The following is a 20,694-nucleotide window of genomic DNA, read 5'->3' on the forward strand; positions in this document are numbered from 1 at the left end:
AGGATGGTATTATTAATTCAGTACACACTTATTTTCTCAGCAGTACTTATTCTTGTAGCTTTGGGAGGTATGTTCTCAGAGCGAAGTGGTATCATCAATCTTGGTCTTGAAGGTATCATGGTATTTGGTGCTATGGCAGGCGCAATGGTTATGGTTCTTCTCCCTAGTGATGCATCAAGATTTACAATCATTGCACTTACACTTTTAGCTGCCGCAGTTGCAGGTATGCTTTCGTCACTGCTTATTGCAGTTGCTTGTATCAACTTTAAGGCTGATCAGACACTTATCGGTACAGCTCTTAACATGCTTGCTACAGCATCAGCAACAGTTATTATTAAGGGCTTCAACACAGCTCGTTCAGGCGGTACAGATTTTTCTGCAAAGCTTGATTATGTAAGAGGACATAATGCGTTCATGTTCAACATCGGTTCACTTCAGCTTAGCTGGTTTATCGTTGTTGCAGCAGTTCTTCTTGTAGTAGCAATCATATTCTTCTACAAGACAAAGCTTGCACTTAGAATTCGTGCTTGCGGTGAGCATCCACAGGCAGCTGATTCAGTTGGTATCAATGTATACGCAATGAGATACATCGGTGTTCTTATGTCAGGTTTCCTTGGTGGACTTGGTGGAATTATCTATATTGCAGCAGCCAACTCTACATGGCATTTTGACTACGGTGTAGCAGGTGCAGGTTTCCTTGCTCTTGCTGTTATGATTTTTGGTCAGTGGAAGCCAGAGCGTATTGCTTGGTCAGCAGTGCTTTTCGCATTGTTCCGCTCACTTTCAAACGTATACATGGGAATCGGATTCCTTCATGCACTTCCTATTTCAGGAACTGTATACAATATGTTCCCATACATCGTTTCACTCATAGTACTTGCATTTACATCACAGAATTCTAGAGCACCTAAGGCTGAGGGTGTTCCATATGACAAGGGCGCTCGTTAATAGCTTATAGGAAGGCTGTTTATTATGAGAGTAATCAATGTAAACGAAATCAAACCTGGAATGATTCTTGCGGAGAGATTAGTCAGTCCTCGTGGTCAGCTGCTGGCTGAAGCGGGTACATCTATCACTGCGCAGCAGCTTCTACATGCTACCTACTATGGTATAGAGAAGGTGGCTGTTCAGGATGAGGAAGAGGCCATTGATAAATATGACGATGAGGCTCCAGATGAATTTATTGGAGAGACTCAGTCATGGCGTATTTTAAACAGTAGAGAATTTAAAGAATTCAAACAGGCTTATAACAAATGCACAGATAAGCTTGAAGCAATCATTACAGACTTTGTAGAAAACAAAGTCCCTATCGAAAGTGAAGAAATAGTAGAAGAAATCCACAGAGTGTTTGAAAAGCACTCCACTGGACTTGGCATCATGGCAATGATGCTTAATATTCAGGAACTTGATGCATCCACCTTCCAACATTGTGTGAATGTTGCGATTATATCCAGAGTGTGTGGTGGCTGGATTGGCATCACCGATGAAAAAGAGTTGGATGTACTTACCATGTGTGGCTTGTATCACGACATTGGTAAGTCACTGGTTCCTCACACCATACTTACTAAGCCAGACAAGCTTACCAAAGAAGAGTATGCGAGAATGGCTGAACATCCCCTTCTGGGTTACAATCTTTTGATGGATGCCAAGCTTGATAGAAGAATCAAGTTAGCAGCACTTCAGCATCACGAGAGAAATGACGGCAGCGGCTATCCTTACGGTCTTACCAAGGATTTCATTAGTCCATTCTCAAAGATAATCGGTATCACTGATGTATATGATGCCATGACAGCTGACAGAGTCTACAGAGCAGGCATATGTCCTTTCGAAGTAATTGCCCAGTTCCAACGAGAGGATAAGGCTAAATATGATCAGCATATTCTACAGGTATTCCTTGAGAATATTGCAGAATCTTATATAGGCACAGGAGTACTTCTCTCAGATGATAGCCGCGGTATTATCAGCATGATTAATAGCAAGGCTTTATCGTGCCCACTAGTAAAGATGGATGATGGAAGCTTCATAGATTTGCGTGAAAGAAGCGACTTGTTCATCAGGGCGTGTATTTAATAATTTGTTAATATTTTACCTTATAATGGCTTCCGTTTATCGGAAGCCATATTTTATTGTATTTGACGCATATACAACTAGTGTGTAATAACTGCAAATAATAGTATTTTTTACTAAAAAGTGAACTAAATGTTAATAAATTTAATGTAATCGTTACATTGATTGCATTTATTGTATATGGTACGATAGTGCAGATTTGTACAGTAGCTACAGTTATGCTGCTCAGGAATGGGGCGAGATAATAATGGACATCAAAACGAACAGATTTGCAGTGAAAAATACACTGGGAATGTTTGACTTACTTAAGGGACTTCTTATGGTATCTATGATAATTGGTCATACTCACGGATACTTTGAGAATATTAATTTCATACCAAAGTATATTTTTATCACTATTTTAGGAATAGCTGGTGAACCAGCCATGCCAATTCTTTTGATTATTGGTGGCTATGGCTTTAGAAAGACTGCACTTATAAAATCTATTAAACAGCAGCATAAAAGATTATTGGTTCCTTTTTCTATCACAGTATTGATAACGGTTGTTGCTAACTGGGTTCTTTATCCATTGGTATTTGGGTGTGGTATGGCATCTGGCACAAAGCAAGCCGCTAAAATATTTATTGCATCTGCAATGGGCTATGCCCAAGAGACGACATTTTTTGGAATAGTACTGGAATCCTGCGGACCGGTTTGGTTTTTCCTGGCAATGGCTATTGGTATGGTTATTTTTAACCTACTTGCCAATTATCTAGAAGGTGAAAAGCTTTTACTTGCCACCGGACTTCTGGCAATACTTGGCTGGCTTTCATCTATTAACATCTGTTTGCCTTGGACTATTTCACAGGCCTTGGTTTCCACTTTTTATATAGGTCTTGGTCATTACGCTAAGAAGAAAAAAATGTTCACATCTGGTGAACATATAAAAGGTATAACCATCGGATCAATTCTGATTATTGCAGTAGTGTTACTTTTAAAGCTTGTAAACGTAAAAGTTGATATGGCAAATAATATATACGCACTTGGACCTGTTTCCATTATTCTTACAGGCTTAAATGGATATATTGTTATTTACTGGTTTTTACGTCTAAATAGATTTGAAGGTAAGATTCTTAATGGACTTAGAAGCGTGGGACGTAACTCCTTATATGTTTTATGTGTCCATGCCATTGAGATTACAGCTATTGGACGCTATATCCAAATGCATCTTGTTGATACCTGGCAAGGACCTGTTTGGGTTAGAAATCTGATTATTGTAAGTGCGAATGCAGTAGCTTTATTTGCTGGTACCTACGGCTTTTTATGGGTGAAGAATAACTATACAGAATTAGCTGAAAAGGTTAGATATATTATGTTCAGACGGAGGAATAAGACTTGGACAACATTTATGAAAAAATTATAAGCACTATTGAAGATGTGGCAGATATTCCAAGGGATGAAATCGAAGAGAGTAGTTCTTTTATGGATGATCTTGATTTAGCGTCCTTAGAGATTATGTCAATCATTGCAAAGCTTGAAAAAGAGTTTTCTATTAAAATAGCAGAAAATGAGCTTTTAAAGTTAGAAACTGTTAGCGATATGGTAGAGCTTATTGCTTCAAAATAAAATGTGAAAGGGCTGTGACGTTTGTCACAGCCCTTTTCGTGGTATGAATCTCCATTAACCCTCGGCTTTTGCAGAGCTTTCTGCTGCCTCAGTGTTATTTTCAGTTTTTCCACCGTTCTTCCATGCTTCGAATTTCTTGAGAACAGCATCATAGGTCTTAGAAGAAATTTCTGGAAGATCTTTGCCCCAGGTGCCAGTTGCCTGTTCATAGCCTTTCTTGAAGGCTGCCAAAAGCTCATCAGCTTTTTCTGGATCATCTCCAGAAAGAGCTTTCGCAAATTCTAAGATTCTGTCAGAGGTCTTCTCAACGCCCCAATATCCATCCTCAGAAATATCTTCTTTAGCCTTTGCGATTGTATCAGGATCAGCGGTAAATTTTCCTTCTGCCAGGAATTTCCACATATCATCCTGAGAAGCGATAGCGAAGGTACTTCCCTGTCCGGCTATGGTCTTCTGAACTATCTGTAAAAGATTGTTCATCATCTTTTCCTGGTCAGCCTTTAGCTGTTGAACAAGAGCAGTTCTGTCGCCCTTTGAATATTTATCAGTCTTAGCAACAGCTTCCTCATCAGACTTCTCATATACAGCAGCTTCCTCTGAAAATTTTCCAGCCTTCTCTTCAGTTTTAGCAGTTTCCTGGGTATCTTTAGTTGAATCCTTAGCCTCTACAGGCTTGGTGTAAGTAGTCGAAACGTTAGAACTAACGCTATTAAGAATATTAGTATCCATAATAAAAACCTCCTTGTACCGTGGCCAAATATCAAACCATATGGAAATCCTTTTCCTATTCTTTCTATCGGCGGTTTAATGATAAAAATTTACAGCTAGATTGTATTTATTTTAATACAAAATCCTTGTAAATGTGTGGTACCTTTGTTAAAATTTAAGAGTATTGAATACAAAAAACATACAAGTGCAAAATACAAGAGAATACAATTTTGCATGGAGGCTATATTAGAAATGGATAGTATTGACGTAAAGGCATTAGCCAAGATTAACATTGGTCTTGATGTTACAGGCATCAGGGATGATGGATATCATGAGGTTCGCATGATTATGCAGACGGTGAATCTTTTTGATAAGCTCACTGTTAAGAAGGTAAAGGATGGGACAGTTTCCATGTCCACAAATCTTAAGTTCCTTCCTGTAAATGATGATAACCTATGCATAAAGGCAGCAAAGCTGTTGATAGATGAATTTGGAATCAAAGAAGGTGTGGATATCTCCTTGGAAAAGCATATACCAGTTGCAGCAGGTATGGCTGGAGGCTCTACAGACGGTGCAGCAGTATTATTTGCAGTAAACAAGCTCTTTGATTTGGGATTATCAAAAAAGGATTTAATGGATAGAGGTGTGAAGCTGGGAGCAGACGTACCGTATTGTGTTATGAGAGGCACTGCTCTTGCTGAGGGAATTGGAGAAGTCCTCAGTCCACTTCCTCCTATGATTAAGTGCCCAGTGCTTATTGCAAAGCCTGGTATTTCAGTATCCACCAAGCAGGTATATCAGGATTTGGATGCCAAATTTGACAAAGTTAAGCATCCTGATATTGATCAGCTAATAGAGGACATAAAGGCACAGGATCTAAAGACGCTGTGCTCTCACATGGGAAATGTTTTGGAGGAGGTTACAATACCTATGTATCCAATCATTTCAGATATAAAACAAAACATGATGGATCATGGTGCTGTTGGTGCCATGATGAGTGGAAGCGGACCTACTGTATTTGGATTCTTTGAGGACAATAAAACTGCAAAGGCGGCAAAGGAAGCCCTTACAGAATCGGGAATGGTTAAGCAGTTGTATCTCACAACATTGTTTAACAATAAGTAGGTAATGACTTGCTATTGAGGGAGGTTACTAAATTACAATGACTGAAAATCTTACATTACAGATGGATGATTATTTACCACTTAGAGATGTGGTATTCAACACACTTAGAGAGGCGATTTTAAAGGGGGAGCTTAAGCCAGGCGAGCGTCTAATGGAGATGCACCTTGCAACTAAGCTTGGAGTTAGTCGTACTCCTATCAGAGAGGCTATTAGAATGCTTGAGCAGGAAGGTCTTGCGGTTACAATCCCACGCAAGGGTGCTCAGGTAGCTAAGATGACAGAAAAGGATTTACAGGATGTGCTGGAGGTAAGAGATGCCCTTGATGCTCTTGCTGTAGGATGCGCCTGTGAACGTATGACTGATGCTCAGTTTGTGGAGCTTAAGGAGGCTATGAAGGCCTTTGAGGCAGCTACAAGAAAGGATGATGTTCGTAGCATTGTAGAAGCTGATGAAGCTTTCCATGATGTAATATATGCAGCAGCAGCCAATCCAAAGCTTGAGGCTATTATCAATTCAGCTCGTGAGCAGATGTACAGATATCGCTACGAATATGTTAAAAATCCATCAGTTTATGCACAGCTTATAGAGGAACACAAGCAGATTATCAACGGCTTCGACAGAAGAGATGTGGATTTCCTTAAGAATATTATTCACACACATTTATCAAATCAGATTAATGCAGTTCGCGAGGTTATAAGAGAGCAGAAATAATTTATGGAAAAAAATCATTGCAAAATACATCTACAGTCCAGACAGAAAATGGGCGCAGATGATGAGACAACTAACCAGGAATACATAGGAGAGATTGTGGAGCGAAATGACCGCCGATATCTTTCTTATCAGAGATGCAGCGAGGATGGAGACATCAGCTGTCTTATTTCCTTTGACAGACGCAGCCTTTCAATGACTCAGAAGGGTGCGCTTAATTCAAAGCTTGAACTGTTTCCTGGGAAAAAGACAGAAAACATTTACAGTACTCCAATGGGCGATTTGAATCTTCCTATTTTCACCAGAAACTATCAGATGATGGAGATGGGGAATAAGATTAAGCTTGTGTTGGATTACGACATTATTACAGGAGGGGACCCTATCAAAACCTCCATGGAAATTGAAATCGAATTTTAAAAAGCTCTGGTCTTTTCGGACCAGAGCTTTCGTTCTGTTTTATTAATTGCCAGTAGCCATGTTCTTAAGTCTAATCATCAAATCTCTTACTGGTGGAAGGAAGAGAACGATGATAGTAATAGCTGCCTCAGTGAAAATATATATTGCATTGTAAGCAAGTGAATAAGGTAATGGGCTCCAGCCTTCAGGAGCATATTCTCCAAAGAAGAGCCAGCCTGATAATACCGCAAATGCGTAACGTCCAAGAATGGCTACGATATAACCTTTGATAAGACCATTCTTTGATTTTGCAAAGAAACCTGATAATCCAAGAGCTCCAAATGCAAGTATGTAATCAACTATTACCTGAGCTGGGAATAAAATATATGGATCTATGATGAGATTTAAAAGTCCGTAAGCAACGCCTGTTACAATGCCAATAACTGGTCCAAAGAAGAATCCAGGAAGGCAGGCAACCAGCATTGAGAGTGGTGTAATAGAACCACCCATAGGAAGCTTAAGGAGCTTAATGTTTGAAAGAACAAATGCAATAGCTATTGATACAGCACAGAATGCAAGCTGTTTTGCTGTAAAGCTAATTTTGCTGTTTTCCTTTGAAGAAATGTGGTTAATCATAATAAAAAAATCTCCCTTCATACATAATTGCTAGGAGATCGTATAAATAGCTTCCTTACGCTGGTATTATCCAGTTCAAGTGATAAGGGTCGGTGTAACACCTCTCAGCAAATGCGCCCCTAGCAAATCGTTTATTTAATTTCAATAGAAAAATATCACATGTATTGCCACGAGTCAATAGAATTACCCCAATTATATGTGTTACAATCAAATTAAAGAAAACATAGATGGGAATTTATATGGTAAATACAGAAAAGATTATAGAAAAAGTAATATTGGTTGCAGTTAATGAGGGGGACGAGGCAGAGGCCTGGGACTCTCTTAAAGAGCTGGAGGATTTGTGTGAGACAGCTGGTGCGCAGGTTGTTGGTCAGATTATGCAGAATTTGGATCGCAGAAATCCTGGTACCTATGTTGGTACTGGTAAGGTGGATGAGATTGCAGACCTTATCTGGGAGACCGGGGCCACAGGAATAGTTTGCGATGACGAGCTTACTCCTGCGCAAATGAGAAATCTTGCAGATGCACTTGATACAAAGGTAATGGATAGAACTCTCATTATACTTGATATATTTGCTGCACGAGCTGGAACAGCAGAGGGTAAGATTCAGGTTGAGCTTGCACAGCTTCGCTACGAGATGACCAGACTTACAGGCTTTGGTAAGAACATGTCACGAGTAGGTGGTACTGCAGCAGGTGGCGGTGGAGCTATTGGTACTCGTGGTCCTGGTGAGAAAAAGCTGGAGATGGACAAGCGTCTCATTGCTGGACGAATCTCGCAGCTAAAAAAGGAACTTGCAGATGTGGTTTCACACCGTGAGATTACAAGAGCAAAGCGTCAGCGTAATGGTGTACCTGTGGCGGCTATTGTAGGCTACACAAACGCTGGAAAATCATCATTATTGAATAAGCTTACTGATGCAAATATCCTTGAGTGGGATGCATTGTTTGCCACCTTGGACCCTACTACAAGAGAGTTACTCCTTGATAATGACCAAAAGATTCTGCTAACAGACACAGTAGGATTTATTAGAAAGCTGCCTCATCATCTTGTAGATGCCTTCAAGAGTACCCTTGAGGAGGCAAAGTATGCTGATTTCATTATTCATGTGGTTGATGTAAGCAATCCCCAGATGGATCGTCAGATGGAAATCGTGTACGAGACACTTGATAAGCTTGGTGTAGCTGATAAACCTATTGTTACCATCTTTAATAAGGTGGATAAGGTGGCAGATGAGCATGATTACCATGATTTAAGAGCGGATTATACCGTTCATACTTCTATTAAAACTGGCAAAGGTTTGGACAGAGTTCGTGAGATATTAGCGGAGCTTCTTCGTGACGGAAAGGAATATGTAGAAAAGCTTATTCCTTATACAGAGGCTGGAATAATTGCAAAAATTCGTGAGAATGGCGAATTGATTTCAGAAGAATACCGAGAGGACGGCATATTTATTAAGGCTTATATGTAGGAAGTGCTGAAATTGATTAAACTCTTAGACATTCATCTTCTGATTTGGTATGATAATTTCGGACGAAAAGCGAAAGGGAATTATTTTACTTTTCATGAAGGAAAAGTGCGGTTACTAAGAATGTAAACCGGGTAGAAGGAGAATAAAATGACAATTGCACAAATGATATCACTGTTAGGTGGAGTAGGTCTTTTCCTCTTTGGAATGTCTATTATGTCTACTGGCCTTAAAAACAGTTGTGGTGATAATCTTCAGATTATTTTAGAGAAAGCTACTACTAATAAGTTTGTAGCTGTCGTTGTCGGACTTGTAATGACAGTCCTCGTACAGAGCTCTTCAGCTACTGATGTTATGGTTATCGGCTTTGTTAACTCAGGCATGATGACTTTAGCACAGGCTATTGGAGTTATCCTTGGTGCTAATATCGGTACCACAATCACAGCACAGATTACAGCCTTTAATATTGCTACATACACACCACTGTTTCTTTTCTCTGGTGCGGTAATGTACTTATTTATAAAGAAGGATTTGGTAAAGCACATCGGTACAGTTATCATGGGTTTTGGTATGCTCTTCCAGGGTATTACCATCATGAAAGCAGCCATTGCACCACTTTCACATTCTGAAATGTTCAAGAATTTCCTTAGTGGTCTTACCAATCCATTCGTAGCATTAGTATTTGGTATTGCGTTTACAGCTCTTTTACAGAGTTCATCTTCAGCAACAGTTATCTTCCAGGCCTTCGTTGTACAGGGCATTTTGGATTACAATGTTGCGGTATATCTTGTAATTGGTGCAGCCATCGGTTCTGTTACACCTAACTTACTTGCTTCACTTACAGCTAATAGAAACGGAAAGCGTTCAGCTATCCTGAATCTTTTATTTAATGTAATCAGAGCAGCAATCATCGTTATTATTATTAATGTGACACCATTGCTCAGCTGGATTCAGTCTACATCATCAGATCCAGCTCGTCAGATAGCTAACACACATACAATCTTTGCTATTTTGGCAGTTTGTATCATATTCCCATTTACAGATTACATCATCAAGCTTACATATATGTTCATTCCTGAGCTTCCAGAGGAGACTCGTGCAGCAGAGGACCGCAAGCTTGTATTCATGACTCAGATGGGCAATGTACCACCAAACATGGCTATTCATCAGGCACAGCTTGAGGCTGCCAGAATGGGTGCTATTGCAGCAGAGAACTATGAGAAGGCTATCGACTGCTTCTTCGATTACTCACCTGAAAAGGTAGAGGATGTTGAGGAGCGTGAGGAGACAGTTAATATCCTCAATCACGCTATTCAGGATGCTATGGTTAGACTTCAGACTCTCAACCTTACACCTGCAATGCTTCGTCGTATTTCTGCAATCACTATTGCCGTTACAGATATGGAGCGTATTTCCGATCATGCAGAAAACATCATCGAGTATGCTACCCGCATGAAGAACAAAAAGACAAAGCTTTCAAAGAAGGCTGCCAAGGAATTAAAGGAAATGGCAGAGAACTCTATGGAAGAGGTTGAGCTTGCTATCGACATCTTCACTTCTGAAAACTATGACAATCTTTCTAAGATTGAAAAGCTTGAGTCAAAGGTTGACAAGCAGGAAAAGCAGCTCATTAATCATCACGTAGAGCGTCTCATGGAGAACAAATGCGAGCCTATCGCAGGTGTAATCTTCTCCGATATGGTTACAGATATCGAGCGATGCGCTGATCATGCAATCAATATTGCATATGCGTTAAAGGATACGAATAAATAGGAAAAATCCACCCTTAGGGGGTGGATTTTTCTGTGTGATACTTCTGTGATACTTCGTGACGTATACTGTGTTCAGAAAATGAAACAGAGAACAAAGTAGACGTTGAGCGCAAGGGCGCAGGAGGTATTGAAATGATTTTAATTATCGCATATGTAGCATTTGCAATCGTAGGTATTGGCGTATTCCTTTATACAAGAGATACTGATGAAGAGTTCTACGAGGAGCCACCAGTAGAGAATGAAATCGGAGATGCTTATCTTTACAGATTCGTTGAATCTGATTATGAAAGAGTAGAAAAAGCATTAATGAAGTTTGCAGATGAATTAGCAATTGGAAGAAGACTTGCATAAGAGCAAAATTCCTTATAAATATCGAATTTAGAGAACAAAAATAAACAGAAAATACACAAGTGTCTACTATAATATTTAAATACTAAATTTTTTACTAACGGAGGACGGGGAACAATGAAAAACAGATTCATGGTATTAGCAGTGGTAGGAGTTATGGCTTTGTCCATGGTTGCATGTGGCAGTGCAGCAACTAACACAGAGACAGAGTCAGCACAGGTAGAGGACGAGGCAGTGCCAACAGCTTCTAATGAAGCAGCACAGGACTTAGAAGAAAACTCTATCGATTTTATTAAGCAGATTTCTAACGAGTGTGCACCAGAGATTGATTTCACTGACTGTGGTACATTTACAGATATGCTTAACAAAAAGAAGATTACTGCAGGCATGGGATATGCAAATATTACTGTTGGTGATGTAGATGTTTTCGCAGTTACAAGTGGAACTTACGACAATATGGACGGTAATATGGCAGGTATCGATGCCACACTCTTTACTTATGACGATGGAAATATTGTAGAGCTTGGAAAGATTTGTTCAGGTGGAACAGCTTACCCAATTGCTACAAAGGATGGATATATTTACACAGCTTCAAATCACTGGGTTTGCAAGTATGTAATCGGTGATGATAATTCTCTTCAGATTATGGAGAAGGCATCAGTTGTATATGACACAGATGGAAATGGAACATATTTCTATGAGTCAGAGGATGGTGGAGATTACAGCCAGATTGATTCTGCACAGGCAGAGGAAATTATGAACCAGCTCTACGATGAGATGGGCGCAGCTGACATCATCAACTTCGATACTGTTCAGTAATATATAGAAAATACGTTTGACTTATTAAAGTCTATCACTATAAAATAGTGGTAGACTTTTTTTTTGAAAGAGAGTATGTTATGAGTTTTGTCCATCTTCACACCCATACGGAGTATTCACTCTTAGATGGTTCCAATAAAATAAAGAGTTATGTCGCAAAATGCAAGGCTTCAGGAATGACTGCAGCTGCTATTACTGACCATGGAAATATGTACGGCGTCACAAAGTTCTATGATGAGTGCATGGCCCAAGGAGTAAAGCCAATCATTGGCTGTGAGGTATATGTTGCGCCAGGCTCGCGCTTTGATAGAGAAATGGTAAAAGGTGATGACAGATATTATCACCTTATTTTGCTTGCAGAAAATAAGGTTGGATATCACAACCTTATTAAGATTGTATCAGCAGGTTATGTGGATGGATTCTACTATAAGCCTCGTGTGGATTTCGAAATATTAGAGAAGTACCACGAAGGCCTTATTTGCTTGTCAGCCTGTCTGGCAGGAGAGGTTGCCAGAGCCTTAGCTCGTGAACAGTATGAAGAGGCAAAGGAAATTGTCCTTAAATATAGAGATTTATTTGGCGAGAATAATTATTTCCTTGAGATGCAGGATCATGGTATCGATTTACAGAAAAATGTAAATCAGGGTCTTATGCGTCTTTCAAGAGAGACAGGTATTCCACTTGTATGTACAAACGACTGCCATTATACAAATAAAGAGGATGCCTATAGTCATGATGTTCTTCTTTGTATTCAGACTGGAGCAAAGATGGATGACGAAGACAGAATGCGCTTCGAGACAGAGGAATTCTACGTGAAGACTGAGCAGGAAATGTTGAATCTTTTCCCTTACGCAAAGGAAGCAGTTTATCGTACTCAGGAGATCGCAGATAGATGTAATGTGGAGATCGAATATCATGTTGCAGGCTTGCCACCATTTGCTGTTCCTGAAGGTTATGATGCCTGGACATATCTCAACAAGCTCTGTTTCGATGGTTTGAAGGAGAGATACGGTGATGATGCACACCTTTACGAGGAGCGTCTTACCTATGAGCTTAACACCATCAGGGAGATGGGCTATATCGAGTACTTCCTTATTGTTTGGGATTTCATAAATTATGCCCGCACACATGATATTCCTGTTGGCCCAGGCCGTGGTTCCGCTGCTGGTTCCCTAATCAGTTACACTACAGGAATCACTGATATCGATCCAATGAAATATAATCTGGTATTCGAGCGCTTCCTTAATCCAGAGCGTGTTTCCATGCCCGATATTGATACTGACTTCGATCCTGAGGGACGTGAGGAGGTTATCGATTATGTTCGTAAAAAATACGGTGACGACTGCGTAACACAGATTGTTACCTTCGGTACCCTTAAGCCAAAGAGCGTCGTACAGGATGTTGGTCGTGTAATGGGACTTCCAATTCCTTACACCAACAGCATAAAAAAGCTTATTCCAGATGTGTTACCAGATGGCAAAAAGGTTACTATCGAAAATGCGATTAAGTATAGCCCAGACCTTAGGGCTATGTATGAGGCTGATGATGAAATCAGAAAGCTTCTTGATATTTGTAAGAGTCTTGAAGGCTTGCCACGTAACACTGGTGTACATGCAGCAGGTGTAGTTATTTCTGGAAAGCCTACAGATGAATATATGCCACTTGCCCTTGGAAAGGGTGATGTAATTATCACTCAGTACGAGAAGGAAGTTATTGAGGAAATCGGACTTTTGAAGATGGATTTCCTTGGTCTTCGAAACCTTACTGTTATTAATGACACTCTCAAGCAGGTGGAAAAGAATTACGGCATCAAGCTTGATTTACATGATATTGATTACAATGATAAAGGGGCAATGGAGCTCTTCGCAGCTGGAAAGACCGATGGTGTATTCCAGTTTGAGTCTGCGGGAATGAAGAGCTTGCTTAAGCAGCTCAATCCAACACAGATTGGCGATTTAATCTTGGCAAATGCGGTATATCGTCCAGGCCCAATGGATTTCATTCCAAACATTATCGATTGTAAAAATACAGGCAAGGAGTCTCCATTTATTCAGAGATTCCCACTTCTTAAGGATGTGCTTGCGGATACCTACGGCTTCCCTGTTTATCAGGAGCAGGTTATGCAGATTATGACTACCTGCGCAGGCTATACCATGGGTCGTGCTGACAATGTCAGACGAATGATGAGCAAGAAAAAGAGAGACAAGCTGGCAGAAGAGCGTCCAACCTTCGTACAGGGATGTTTTGATAAAAACGGAATCTCAGCAGAAGAGGCAGACTGGCTCTTTGATCAGCTTATGCCATTCGCTGAGTATGGATTTAATAAAAGTCATGCAGCAGCATATTCTTATGTAGCGGTTCAGACTGCATATTTGAAGAAATATTATCCGCTTGAATTCATGGCTGCCCTTATGACCTCAGTGCTTAATAGCAGTACAAAGATTGCTGAGTACATTGCAGTATGTCGTGAGTCAGGTATTGAATTGCTTCCACCAGATGTTAATTATGGAGAGGCAGATTTCGCCGTTGATAATGGAAAGATTAGATATGGTCTGTCTGCTATCAAATCAGTTGGAAGCAGCACTATCGCAGCTATTATAGAAGACAGAAAAGTAAATGGCCTTTATCGTGATTTGGAGGATTTCATCAAGCGAGTTGTTAAATATGATGCCAATAAACGTACCGTCGAAAATCTGATTAAGGCAGGAGCCCTTGATTCCTTAGAGGGCAACCGTCGTCAGAAGGTCTGCATCTATGAAGTCATCATGGACTCAGTTAATAAGGATCGAAAAAACACTATTGATGGTCAGATGTCACTTTTTGATTTTGCAGATGAAGAACAGAAAGAATCATTAAGGATTAGCCTGCCAGATTTGGATGAATTTCCTAGAGAGATTCTCCTAAGCTTTGAAAAGGAGCTGATGGGAATTTACGTTAGTGGTCATCCGTTGGATGAGTTTCTTCCTCTTCTTGCTAAAAATGTTACAGCTCATGCAAGTGAGTTTAATACAGCAGGTGATGAGGGCGAAGAGGTAGCCTTTGGAGATGATGAGAGCAGCTCTGCAAGTATCAAGGATGGAGCAGAGGTAATCATCGGTGGAATTATCATGGAAGCAGCCCTGAAGTATTCAGCCAAGGGTAATGCTTATGGAAATATTATTCTTGAGGATTTATCAGGCTCAGTTAAGGTACTTGCCTTTGCAAAGACCTACGACAGAGTTCGCTCATTACTTGTAGAAGGAAACAAAGTTTTCATTAAGGGACGAGTACAGAACGATGGCGAGCGCGAGGCTATCCTTATTTGCGAGGATGTTAAATCCTTTGATGACTGTAAACGCGAGGTCTGGATTCAGTTCGCAGACAAGGCAGAGTACGAAGCATCAGAAGCTACACTGGCAGATTCAATTCGTTCCATGGATGGCAACGACAGCATAGTTATCTACTTAAAGGCTGAAAAGGCAAAAAAGGTAATGCCACCAAGCTGGAGCTTATCCGCTACTGAGGATAACATCAAAGTGCTTAGTGGAAAATTTGGCGCAGACAACGTCAGGGTTGTGGATAGAAAACTGGAGTTTGTAGGAACTCAAAGAAAAAACTATAAATAGACACAGAAAAAGTATATTTGGATGATAAAATCGTGACGGTGATAATGGACCCGCTGACTAAGGTAAATAACAGAGCCCAGTTCCAACGATATATTGCCAAGAGGATGAAAACACCTTCATTGCCAGATATGGTGGAGATGAATTTTAGCAGAAGCAGACAAAAGATTGTATGAAATGAAGCGAAAACGTTAAAAAAATAACTATTGAAAACGTTTACAAAAGAGGCTAAAATAGATTGGGATTGTTTGAAAAGGGATACATTTAGGAGGAATAATCAAATGGCAGACAAGATTAAGACTATAGGTGTTCTTACCTCCGGTGGTGATGCACCTGGTATGAATGCGGCTATCCGTGCCGTTGTTCGTCAGGCTATTGCTCATGGTAAGACAGTTAAAGGAATCAGACGAGGTTACGCTGGTCTTCTTTCCGGCGAAATTATAGATATGAACGCACACAGTGTTTCTGAGACTATTCAGCGCGGTGGTACTATTCTTCAGACAGCTAGATGTCTTGAGATGCTTCAGCCTGAGTACCAGGAGAAGGCAGCTAATATGTGCCGCGAGCATGGTATTGATGGTCTCGTAGTTATCGGTGGTGACGGTTCATTTAAGGGTGCACAGAAGATTTCTCACTTCGGCATCAACACAATTGGACTTCCAGGTACAATCGATCTTGATATCGCTTGTACAGAATATACAATCGGTTTCGATACAGCTGTTAACACAGCTATGGAAGCTATCGACAAGGTTCGTGATACATCTACATCACACGAGCGTTGCTCTATCATCGAGGTTATGGGTCGTGGAGCAGGTTATATCGCTCTTTGGTGCGGTATCGCTAACGGCGCTGAGGATGTTCTTCTTCCAGAGAGATATGATTACGATGAGCAGAAGCTTGTAAATCACATCATCGAGGGACGTAAGAAGGGTAAGCAGCACCACATCATTATCAATGCTGAGGGTGTTGGTCATTCTACATCTATGGCTAAGCGTATCGAGGCAGCTACAGGTATCGAGACACGTGCTACTATCCTTGGTCACATGCAGCGTGGTGGTTCACCTACATGTAAGGACCGTGTTTATGCATCTACAATGGGTGCTATGGCAGTTGATCTTCTTTGCGAAGGCAAGACAAACCGTGTAGTTGGTTATCGCCACGGTGAGTTCGTTGATTTTGATATCGATGAGGCACTTGCAATGCACAAGGATGTTGATGAGTATCAGTACAAGATTTGCAATTCTTTGAACAATGATTACAAGTACGAGTAATAATCAAATCAAAAACATAATGACACTTAACAAAAAAGCCAGAGAGCGTAAAGCTCAAAGGCTTTTTGTGGTTGAGGGAATTAGGGCGGTGGCAGAAGTACCATCGTCTCTTTTGCATGCTATCTATTATGTGGAGGGCTTCGGCTCTTCTGCAGATGGCGCATCTTTTATATCAGAGATTTCCGCTAAGGCACCAGCTGTGCCAATGGAAGAGGTTGCTAAGAAAGTATTTGATTCCATGAGTGACACTGTCACACCTCAGGGAGTTCTCGCTTTAGTTAAGATGCAGGATTTCACTATGGAGGATGTGCTTGGCAAAGGTGCTGGAAAGCCTGCTCATATAGTGGTTTTAGAATCCTTACAGGATCCAGGCAACATGGGTACTATCATTCGTACTGCTGAGGGCGCAGGTGCTACTGGAATTATTATGAACAATACTACAGTAGATCTTTACTCCCCAAAGGTAGTTCGTTCTACAATGGGCAGTATTTTCAGAGTACCTCATTTAGTGGTTTCTGATTTAGGAGCTACTTTGACAGAGCTTAAGGAGCAGCATGGAGTTTCAGTTTATGCAGCTCACCTTAAGGGAGAGAAATTCTACGACGAATTCGACTACTCAGGTCCTACAGCTTTCATGATTGGAAACGAGGGTAATGGACTTACAGATGAGGCTGCATCCCTTGCTACCAGCTACTTAAAGATTCCAATGGAAGGACAGCTGGAATCCCTTAATGCATCAGTGGCAGCAAGCATATTGATGTATGAGGCATCACGACAAAGAAGAGGATAAGGTGTATATGAGAATATGGTTCAAATCGTGGAAGGATAATCATATGCTTCACGACCTTGTTGTTGAAGACAATTCAGAGGAGACTCGAACACATAAGATTTTTAACGCGGTTGATAAGGCAAGCTATGAGTTTGACACAAGCAAGCCTGTTTGGTTGGATTCTACTATCCGTGATTTTAAGCGTCATGGAAAAGCCAGATTTACCCAGGATAATTTTGTGGACGAGGTTCCATTTGATTACCTTGAGATACACGTACTTGATGAGGATTAATGTTTTATGAACAAAAGTAAATCAATTGATTTATTAAATGGCTCCATAGGTAAGGGAATGTTTCAGTTTTGCATTCCTTTATTTATGGGACAGCTTTTGCAGCAGCTATACAATATAGCTGACGCATGGGTTGTTGGTAATTTTGCTGAAAGTAATGCCTTTGCAGCTATAAGCTCGGGCGGCGCTTTGAGCTTTTTTATTGTAGGTTTTTTCGGTGGAATGGGTGCCGGCGGAGGCATTATCATAAGTAGATATTACGGTGCAGGGGATGATGAAAACATTCGAAAATCTATACACAGTAATGTTTTATTTGCTTTGATTTGTTGTGTGGTTGCCACATTGATTGGTGTTACCTTTGTGCCATTTATGCTTCGCATTATTGATACGCCAGCAGAGGTACTTCCCTACTCACTGACTTACTTTAATATTTATTTTGGTGGCATTTCCACCATCGTTTTATACAACGTATTTATGAACATAATGCGTTCGGTGGGAGATAGTTATCACCCACTTTTATATCTTTTATTCTCATCAGTTCTCAACGTAGTGCTTGATGTGATTTTGGTGGCTGGCTTCCATACAGGAGTAGTTGGTGCAGCAGTAGCTACAGTTGTTTCTCAGGGAATATCAGCATTACTTTGCTTCATTCGTCTGATTCGTATAAACGATAATACTGGAGTAATAATCAGAGATATTTTCAAATGGCATCCTAGAATGATGAAGGAAATTCTTGTGCAGGGACTCCCTATGGGCTTACAGAATTCTGTTATTTCTATAGGTAATATTGTGGTTCAGAAGAACATCAATGCCTTCGGACCTCATGCTATGAACGGTATGGGAGCATACTCGAAGATTGAAGGATTCGTCTTCCTTCCAATCACAAGTATCTCCATGGCTATTCCTACATTTATAAGCCAGAACCTTGGTGCCAGAAAATACGACAGAGCAGTTAAGGGTGCTCGCATGAGCGTTATTGCTGGTGTGGTTCTTGCAGAGACTATCGGACTTATTTATTATCTGTTTGCAGATACAGCTCTTGGTTGGTTCATCAAGAATCCAGAGGATATTTCCTATGGTCACATGCAGGTGGCAGTGTGCGCCTTTTTCTATTGTTTACTTGCTTACTCACACTGCGCAGCAGGTATAATGCGAGGTGCTGGAAAAGCAATTGTACCAATGGCTACTATGCTCACCTTCTGGTGTGGTGTCCGTATCATATACGTGACCACAGCGATTCATTTTATACCAAAGTTTACCACCATCAGTTGGTGCTACCCACTTACCTGGGCTTGCTCGTCTATCGTATTTACAATATGGCTTCTCACCTCCGACTGGCCACACGCGTATGACACGCAGCATTTATGGAATTAAATATTTAAGAAAGAGTTAATAAATAGTTGCAGAGAAATGTGGTATAATGTATACGTAAAGAAATACGGGGAGGTGATTCAGTTTGGATTTGAGTATGTTTCCAGATGATGGTGTGAACTCTTGGAACACCGTCATGCTACTTTATGAATCAGCTATTAAAAAAGTTCGTACCAAGGTTGAAATTCTTAATGATGAATTCCAGCAGGTACATCAATATAATCCAATTGAGTACATTAAGACAAGAGTCAAGACACCGGAGAGTATTGTTAAGAAGCTCAAGAAAAATGGTTATGAGGTTTCAATACCTAGCATGATTGAGCATTGTAATGATATTGCAGGTGTGCGAATTGTTTGTTCCTTCACTTCGGATATTTACCAGATAGCCGAGATGATTGGACGTCAGACAGATGTTACAGTTGTTTCTATTAAGGATTATATTAAAAATCCTAAGGAGTCAGGTTATAAGAGCTACCACATGCTCGTTACCATTCCAATCTACCTGTCAGATAAGACGGTAGACACCAAGGTAGAGATTCAGATTCGTACCATAGGAATGGACTTCTGGGCCAGCCTTGAGCACAAGATTTATTACAAGTTCGAAGGTAATGCACCAGATTATATCAGCCGCGATCTTCGTGAATGTTCGGAAATCGTTTCAATGATGGATACTAAAATGCTTCAGCTTAACACAGCCATCATGCAGACGAAGAAAGAAGAGGAAGAGCGTGAACGCCACGCTAACGGGTGGCAGGAAAAGGTTGTAGAAGGAAATACCTTGTAGTATCATAAAAGCTGTCGGAAAAATTCCGACAGCTTTTTTTAAGGAGGACAGTAATGTTAGAAATTTTAAAAGCGATTTTATTTGGTATAGTTGAGGGAATTACAGAGTGGCTCCCAATTAGTAGTACAGGCCACATGATCCTTTTGGATGAGATTGTAAAGCTCAATGTTTCTGAGGACTTTTACAGTATGTTCCAGGTAGTTATTCAGCTTGGTGCCATCCTTGCAGTAGTAATTATTTTCTGGAATAAGATTTGGCCATTTGGTAAGAAGGGCAACAGAGCTCCTCTTAGCGAGAATGGTATCGGTGCATGGATTAAGGGAGATATCTTTGTTCTTTGGTTCCACATCTTAGTTTCATGTGTTCCTGCAGCCATTGTAGGTGTTCTTTGGGATGATTTATTCGAAGAACTATTCTACAATCCTACATGTGTTGCACTTGCACTTATTGTGTTTGGTGTGGCCTTCATCATTGTTGAGACAAAGAAGCACGGTCACAATGCAAAGATTAATTCAGTAGCAGATATCACATACACAACAGCATTTTTAATTGGTATGTTCCAGCTTATTGCAGCTATCTTCCCAGGTACATCACGTTCAGGTGCTACAATCGTAGGTGCTCTTATCATCGGTGTGGCACGTACAGTTGCAGCTGAGTACACCTTCTACCTTGCAATCCCTGTAATGCTTGGAGCCAGCCTTCTTAAGATTGTTAAGTTTGGTCTTAGCTTCACAGCAATGGAAGCAGTTATCCTTATCGTAGGTATGGTAGTTGCCTTCGTTGTATCTATGTTTGTAATTAAGTTCCTTATGGACTACATCAAGAAGCACGACTTCAAGGTATTCGGATGGTACAGAATTGTACTTGGTATCATCGTGCTTGTGTGCGGATTCGTTGGATTAATTTAAAAAAGTAGATTATTAATAGAGGATCAGCTGAAAAGCTGGTCCTTTT

Annotated in this window: 20 protein-coding genes and 1 riboswitch; of the genes, 18 read left to right on the forward strand and 2 right to left on the reverse strand. The window is 40.5% G+C overall.

Translation table 11 applies throughout. The features are described 5' to 3' along the window. The first annotated feature begins 3 nt into the window (after nt 1-3). The 4 genes from BMZ41_RS13545 (at nt 4) to BMZ41_RS13560 (ending at nt 3,672) form a co-directional block, all read left to right on the forward strand. The gene (locus tag BMZ41_RS13545) at nt 4-948 is read left to right on the forward strand and encodes an ABC transporter permease (RefSeq protein WP_090168512.1); all 945 of its coding nucleotides are present in this window, start codon (nt 4-6) and stop codon (nt 946-948) included. 24 nt (nt 949-972) lie between these two features. After that, on the forward strand, nt 973-2,070 hold the full coding sequence (locus BMZ41_RS13550) for an HD-GYP domain-containing protein (protein ID WP_090168515.1): 1,098 nt from the start codon (nt 973-975) through the stop codon (nt 2,068-2,070). A gap of 244 nt (nt 2,071-2,314) precedes the next feature. Beyond that, on the forward strand, nt 2,315-3,469 hold the full coding sequence (locus BMZ41_RS13555; protein WP_090530550.1) for an acyltransferase family protein: 1,155 nt from the start codon (nt 2,315-2,317) through the stop codon (nt 3,467-3,469). Next, the gene (locus tag BMZ41_RS13560; protein ID WP_242942070.1) at nt 3,442-3,672 is read left to right on the forward strand and encodes an acyl carrier protein; all 231 of its coding nucleotides are present in this window, start codon (nt 3,442-3,444) and stop codon (nt 3,670-3,672) included. Before BMZ41_RS13555 ends, BMZ41_RS13560 begins: the two co-directional genes overlap by 28 nt. 54 nt (nt 3,673-3,726) lie before the next feature. On the opposite strand, the gene BMZ41_RS13565 is transcribed toward BMZ41_RS13560, so the two are convergent. Further along, entirely contained in the window at nt 3,727-4,401 is a 675-nt protein-coding gene (locus tag BMZ41_RS13565; protein WP_090530553.1) for a hypothetical protein, read from the reverse strand. Nucleotides 4,402-4,632: 231 nt separating this feature from the next. Between BMZ41_RS13565 and ispE the strand changes: the two genes are divergently transcribed. From ispE to BMZ41_RS13580, 3 genes are read left to right on the forward strand one after another with little or no spacing between them, the layout of a single operon-like run. Further along, nucleotides 4,633-5,505, forward strand: coding sequence for a 4-(cytidine 5'-diphospho)-2-C-methyl-D-erythritol kinase (gene ispE / locus BMZ41_RS13570; protein WP_090168736.1), 873 nt, complete (start codon nt 4,633-4,635; stop codon nt 5,503-5,505). A gap of 37 nt (nt 5,506-5,542) precedes the next feature. Beyond that, nucleotides 5,543-6,217 (forward strand): GntR family transcriptional regulator, encoded by a 675-nt coding sequence (locus tag BMZ41_RS13575; protein ID WP_090168528.1) that lies wholly within the window; start codon nt 5,543-5,545, stop codon nt 6,215-6,217. A gap of 3 nt (nt 6,218-6,220) precedes the next feature. Continuing rightward, complete coding sequence (locus BMZ41_RS13580) at nt 6,221-6,631, forward strand: YwiB family protein (protein WP_090530556.1); 411 nt, start codon at nt 6,221-6,223, stop codon at nt 6,629-6,631. 42 nt (nt 6,632-6,673) lie between these two features. Here the strand turns inward: BMZ41_RS13580 and thiT are convergent, their stop codons facing one another. Continuing rightward, the gene (gene thiT, locus BMZ41_RS13585; protein ID WP_090530559.1) at nt 6,674-7,246 is read right to left on the reverse strand and encodes an energy-coupled thiamine transporter ThiT; all 573 of its coding nucleotides are present in this window, start codon (nt 7,244-7,246) and stop codon (nt 6,674-6,676) included. A gap of 35 nt (nt 7,247-7,281) precedes the next feature. Continuing rightward, a riboswitch (TPP riboswitch) is annotated at nt 7,282-7,377 on the reverse strand. Nucleotides 7,378-7,485: 108 nt separating this feature from the next. On the opposite strand from thiT, the gene hflX reads away from it, so the two are divergent. The 11 genes from hflX to BMZ41_RS13640 all read left to right on the forward strand — a co-directional run bounded on the left by hflX (nt 7,486) and on the right by BMZ41_RS13640 (nt 20,648). After that, entirely contained in the window at nt 7,486-8,718 is a 1,233-nt protein-coding gene (gene hflX, locus BMZ41_RS13590; RefSeq protein WP_090530601.1) for a GTPase HflX, read from the forward strand. A 147-nt stretch (nt 8,719-8,865) separates the two neighbouring features. After that, a complete protein-coding gene (locus BMZ41_RS13595; RefSeq protein ID WP_090168533.1) occupies nt 8,866-10,488 on the forward strand; it encodes a Na/Pi cotransporter family protein in 1,623 nt (540 codons plus the stop codon). A 131-nt stretch (nt 10,489-10,619) separates the two neighbouring features. Beyond that, nucleotides 10,620-10,838, forward strand: a complete 219-nt coding sequence (locus BMZ41_RS13600) for a hypothetical protein (RefSeq protein WP_090168536.1) — start codon at nt 10,620-10,622, stop codon at nt 10,836-10,838. A gap of 114 nt (nt 10,839-10,952) precedes the next feature. Next, the gene (locus BMZ41_RS13605) at nt 10,953-11,654 is read left to right on the forward strand and encodes a hypothetical protein (protein ID WP_090530562.1); all 702 of its coding nucleotides are present in this window, start codon (nt 10,953-10,955) and stop codon (nt 11,652-11,654) included. An 80-nt stretch (nt 11,655-11,734) separates the two neighbouring features. Beyond that, entirely contained in the window at nt 11,735-15,259 is a 3,525-nt protein-coding gene (locus BMZ41_RS13610; RefSeq protein WP_090530564.1) for a DNA polymerase III subunit alpha, read from the forward strand. Between the two features lie 278 nt (nt 15,260-15,537). Next, nucleotides 15,538-16,527: a 6-phosphofructokinase gene (gene pfkA, locus BMZ41_RS13615; RefSeq protein WP_090168544.1), complete on the forward strand. Its 990-nt coding sequence runs from the start codon at nt 15,538-15,540 to the stop codon at nt 16,525-16,527. After that, the gene (locus BMZ41_RS13620; RefSeq protein ID WP_090530566.1) at nt 16,508-17,317 is read left to right on the forward strand and encodes a TrmH family RNA methyltransferase; all 810 of its coding nucleotides are present in this window, start codon (nt 16,508-16,510) and stop codon (nt 17,315-17,317) included. The genes pfkA and BMZ41_RS13620 overlap by 20 nt, the downstream gene beginning before the upstream one ends. 7 nt (nt 17,318-17,324) lie before the next feature. Next, complete coding sequence (locus BMZ41_RS13625) at nt 17,325-17,588, forward strand: hypothetical protein (protein WP_090530568.1); 264 nt, start codon at nt 17,325-17,327, stop codon at nt 17,586-17,588. 6 nt (nt 17,589-17,594) lie between these two features. Further along, nucleotides 17,595-18,959: an MATE family efflux transporter gene (locus BMZ41_RS13630; RefSeq protein ID WP_242942071.1), complete on the forward strand. Its 1,365-nt coding sequence runs from the start codon at nt 17,595-17,597 to the stop codon at nt 18,957-18,959. A 94-nt stretch (nt 18,960-19,053) separates the two neighbouring features. Beyond that, nucleotides 19,054-19,740 carry a GTP pyrophosphokinase gene (locus BMZ41_RS13635; RefSeq protein ID WP_028246036.1) on the forward strand — a complete coding sequence of 229 codons (687 nt, stop codon included), beginning with the start codon at nt 19,054-19,056 and terminating at the stop codon, nt 19,738-19,740. Nucleotides 19,741-19,793: 53 nt separating this feature from the next. Then, nucleotides 19,794-20,648, forward strand: a complete 855-nt coding sequence (locus BMZ41_RS13640; protein ID WP_090530571.1) for an undecaprenyl-diphosphate phosphatase — start codon at nt 19,794-19,796, stop codon at nt 20,646-20,648. Nucleotides 20,649-20,694: the final 46 nt, after the last annotated feature.

The organism is Pseudobutyrivibrio sp. UC1225, from assembly GCF_900115215.1.
GTDB lineage: Bacteria > Bacillota > Clostridia > Lachnospirales > Lachnospiraceae > Pseudobutyrivibrio.

Bases quoted from the DNA above. Each gene is read 5' to 3' on its own strand.
- BMZ41_RS13545 (WP_090168512.1), top strand. From the start codon at position 4: ATGGTATTATTAATTCAGTACACACTTATTTTCTCAGCAGTACTTATT.
- BMZ41_RS13550 (WP_090168515.1), top strand. From the start codon at position 973: ATGAGAGTAATCAATGTAAACGAAATCAAACCTGGAATGATTCTTGCG.
- BMZ41_RS13555 (WP_090530550.1), top strand. From the start codon at position 2,315: ATGGACATCAAAACGAACAGATTTGCAGTGAAAAATACACTGGGAATG.
- BMZ41_RS13565 (WP_090530553.1), bottom strand. From the start codon at position 4,401: ATGGATACTAATATTCTTAATAGCGTTAGTTCTAACGTTTCGACTACT.
- ispE (WP_090168736.1), top strand. From the start codon at position 4,633: ATGGATAGTATTGACGTAAAGGCATTAGCCAAGATTAACATTGGTCTT.
- BMZ41_RS13575 (WP_090168528.1), top strand. From the start codon at position 5,543: ATGACTGAAAATCTTACATTACAGATGGATGATTATTTACCACTTAGA.
- BMZ41_RS13580 (WP_090530556.1), top strand. From the start codon at position 6,221: ATGGAAAAAAATCATTGCAAAATACATCTACAGTCCAGACAGAAAATG.
- thiT (WP_090530559.1), bottom strand. From the start codon at position 7,246: ATGATTAACCACATTTCTTCAAAGGAAAACAGCAAAATTAGCTTTACA.
- hflX (WP_090530601.1), top strand. From the start codon at position 7,486: ATGGTAAATACAGAAAAGATTATAGAAAAAGTAATATTGGTTGCAGTT.
- BMZ41_RS13595 (WP_090168533.1), top strand. From the start codon at position 8,866: ATGACAATTGCACAAATGATATCACTGTTAGGTGGAGTAGGTCTTTTC.
- BMZ41_RS13600 (WP_090168536.1), top strand. From the start codon at position 10,620: ATGATTTTAATTATCGCATATGTAGCATTTGCAATCGTAGGTATTGGC.
- BMZ41_RS13605 (WP_090530562.1), top strand. From the start codon at position 10,953: ATGAAAAACAGATTCATGGTATTAGCAGTGGTAGGAGTTATGGCTTTG.
- BMZ41_RS13610 (WP_090530564.1), top strand. From the start codon at position 11,735: ATGAGTTTTGTCCATCTTCACACCCATACGGAGTATTCACTCTTAGAT.
- pfkA (WP_090168544.1), top strand. From the start codon at position 15,538: ATGGCAGACAAGATTAAGACTATAGGTGTTCTTACCTCCGGTGGTGAT.
- BMZ41_RS13620 (WP_090530566.1), top strand. From the start codon at position 16,508: ATGATTACAAGTACGAGTAATAATCAAATCAAAAACATAATGACACTT.
- BMZ41_RS13625 (WP_090530568.1), top strand. From the start codon at position 17,325: ATGAGAATATGGTTCAAATCGTGGAAGGATAATCATATGCTTCACGAC.
- BMZ41_RS13630 (WP_242942071.1), top strand. From the start codon at position 17,595: ATGAACAAAAGTAAATCAATTGATTTATTAAATGGCTCCATAGGTAAG.
- BMZ41_RS13635 (WP_028246036.1), top strand. From the start codon at position 19,054: ATGTTTCCAGATGATGGTGTGAACTCTTGGAACACCGTCATGCTACTT.
- BMZ41_RS13640 (WP_090530571.1), top strand. From the start codon at position 19,794: ATGTTAGAAATTTTAAAAGCGATTTTATTTGGTATAGTTGAGGGAATT.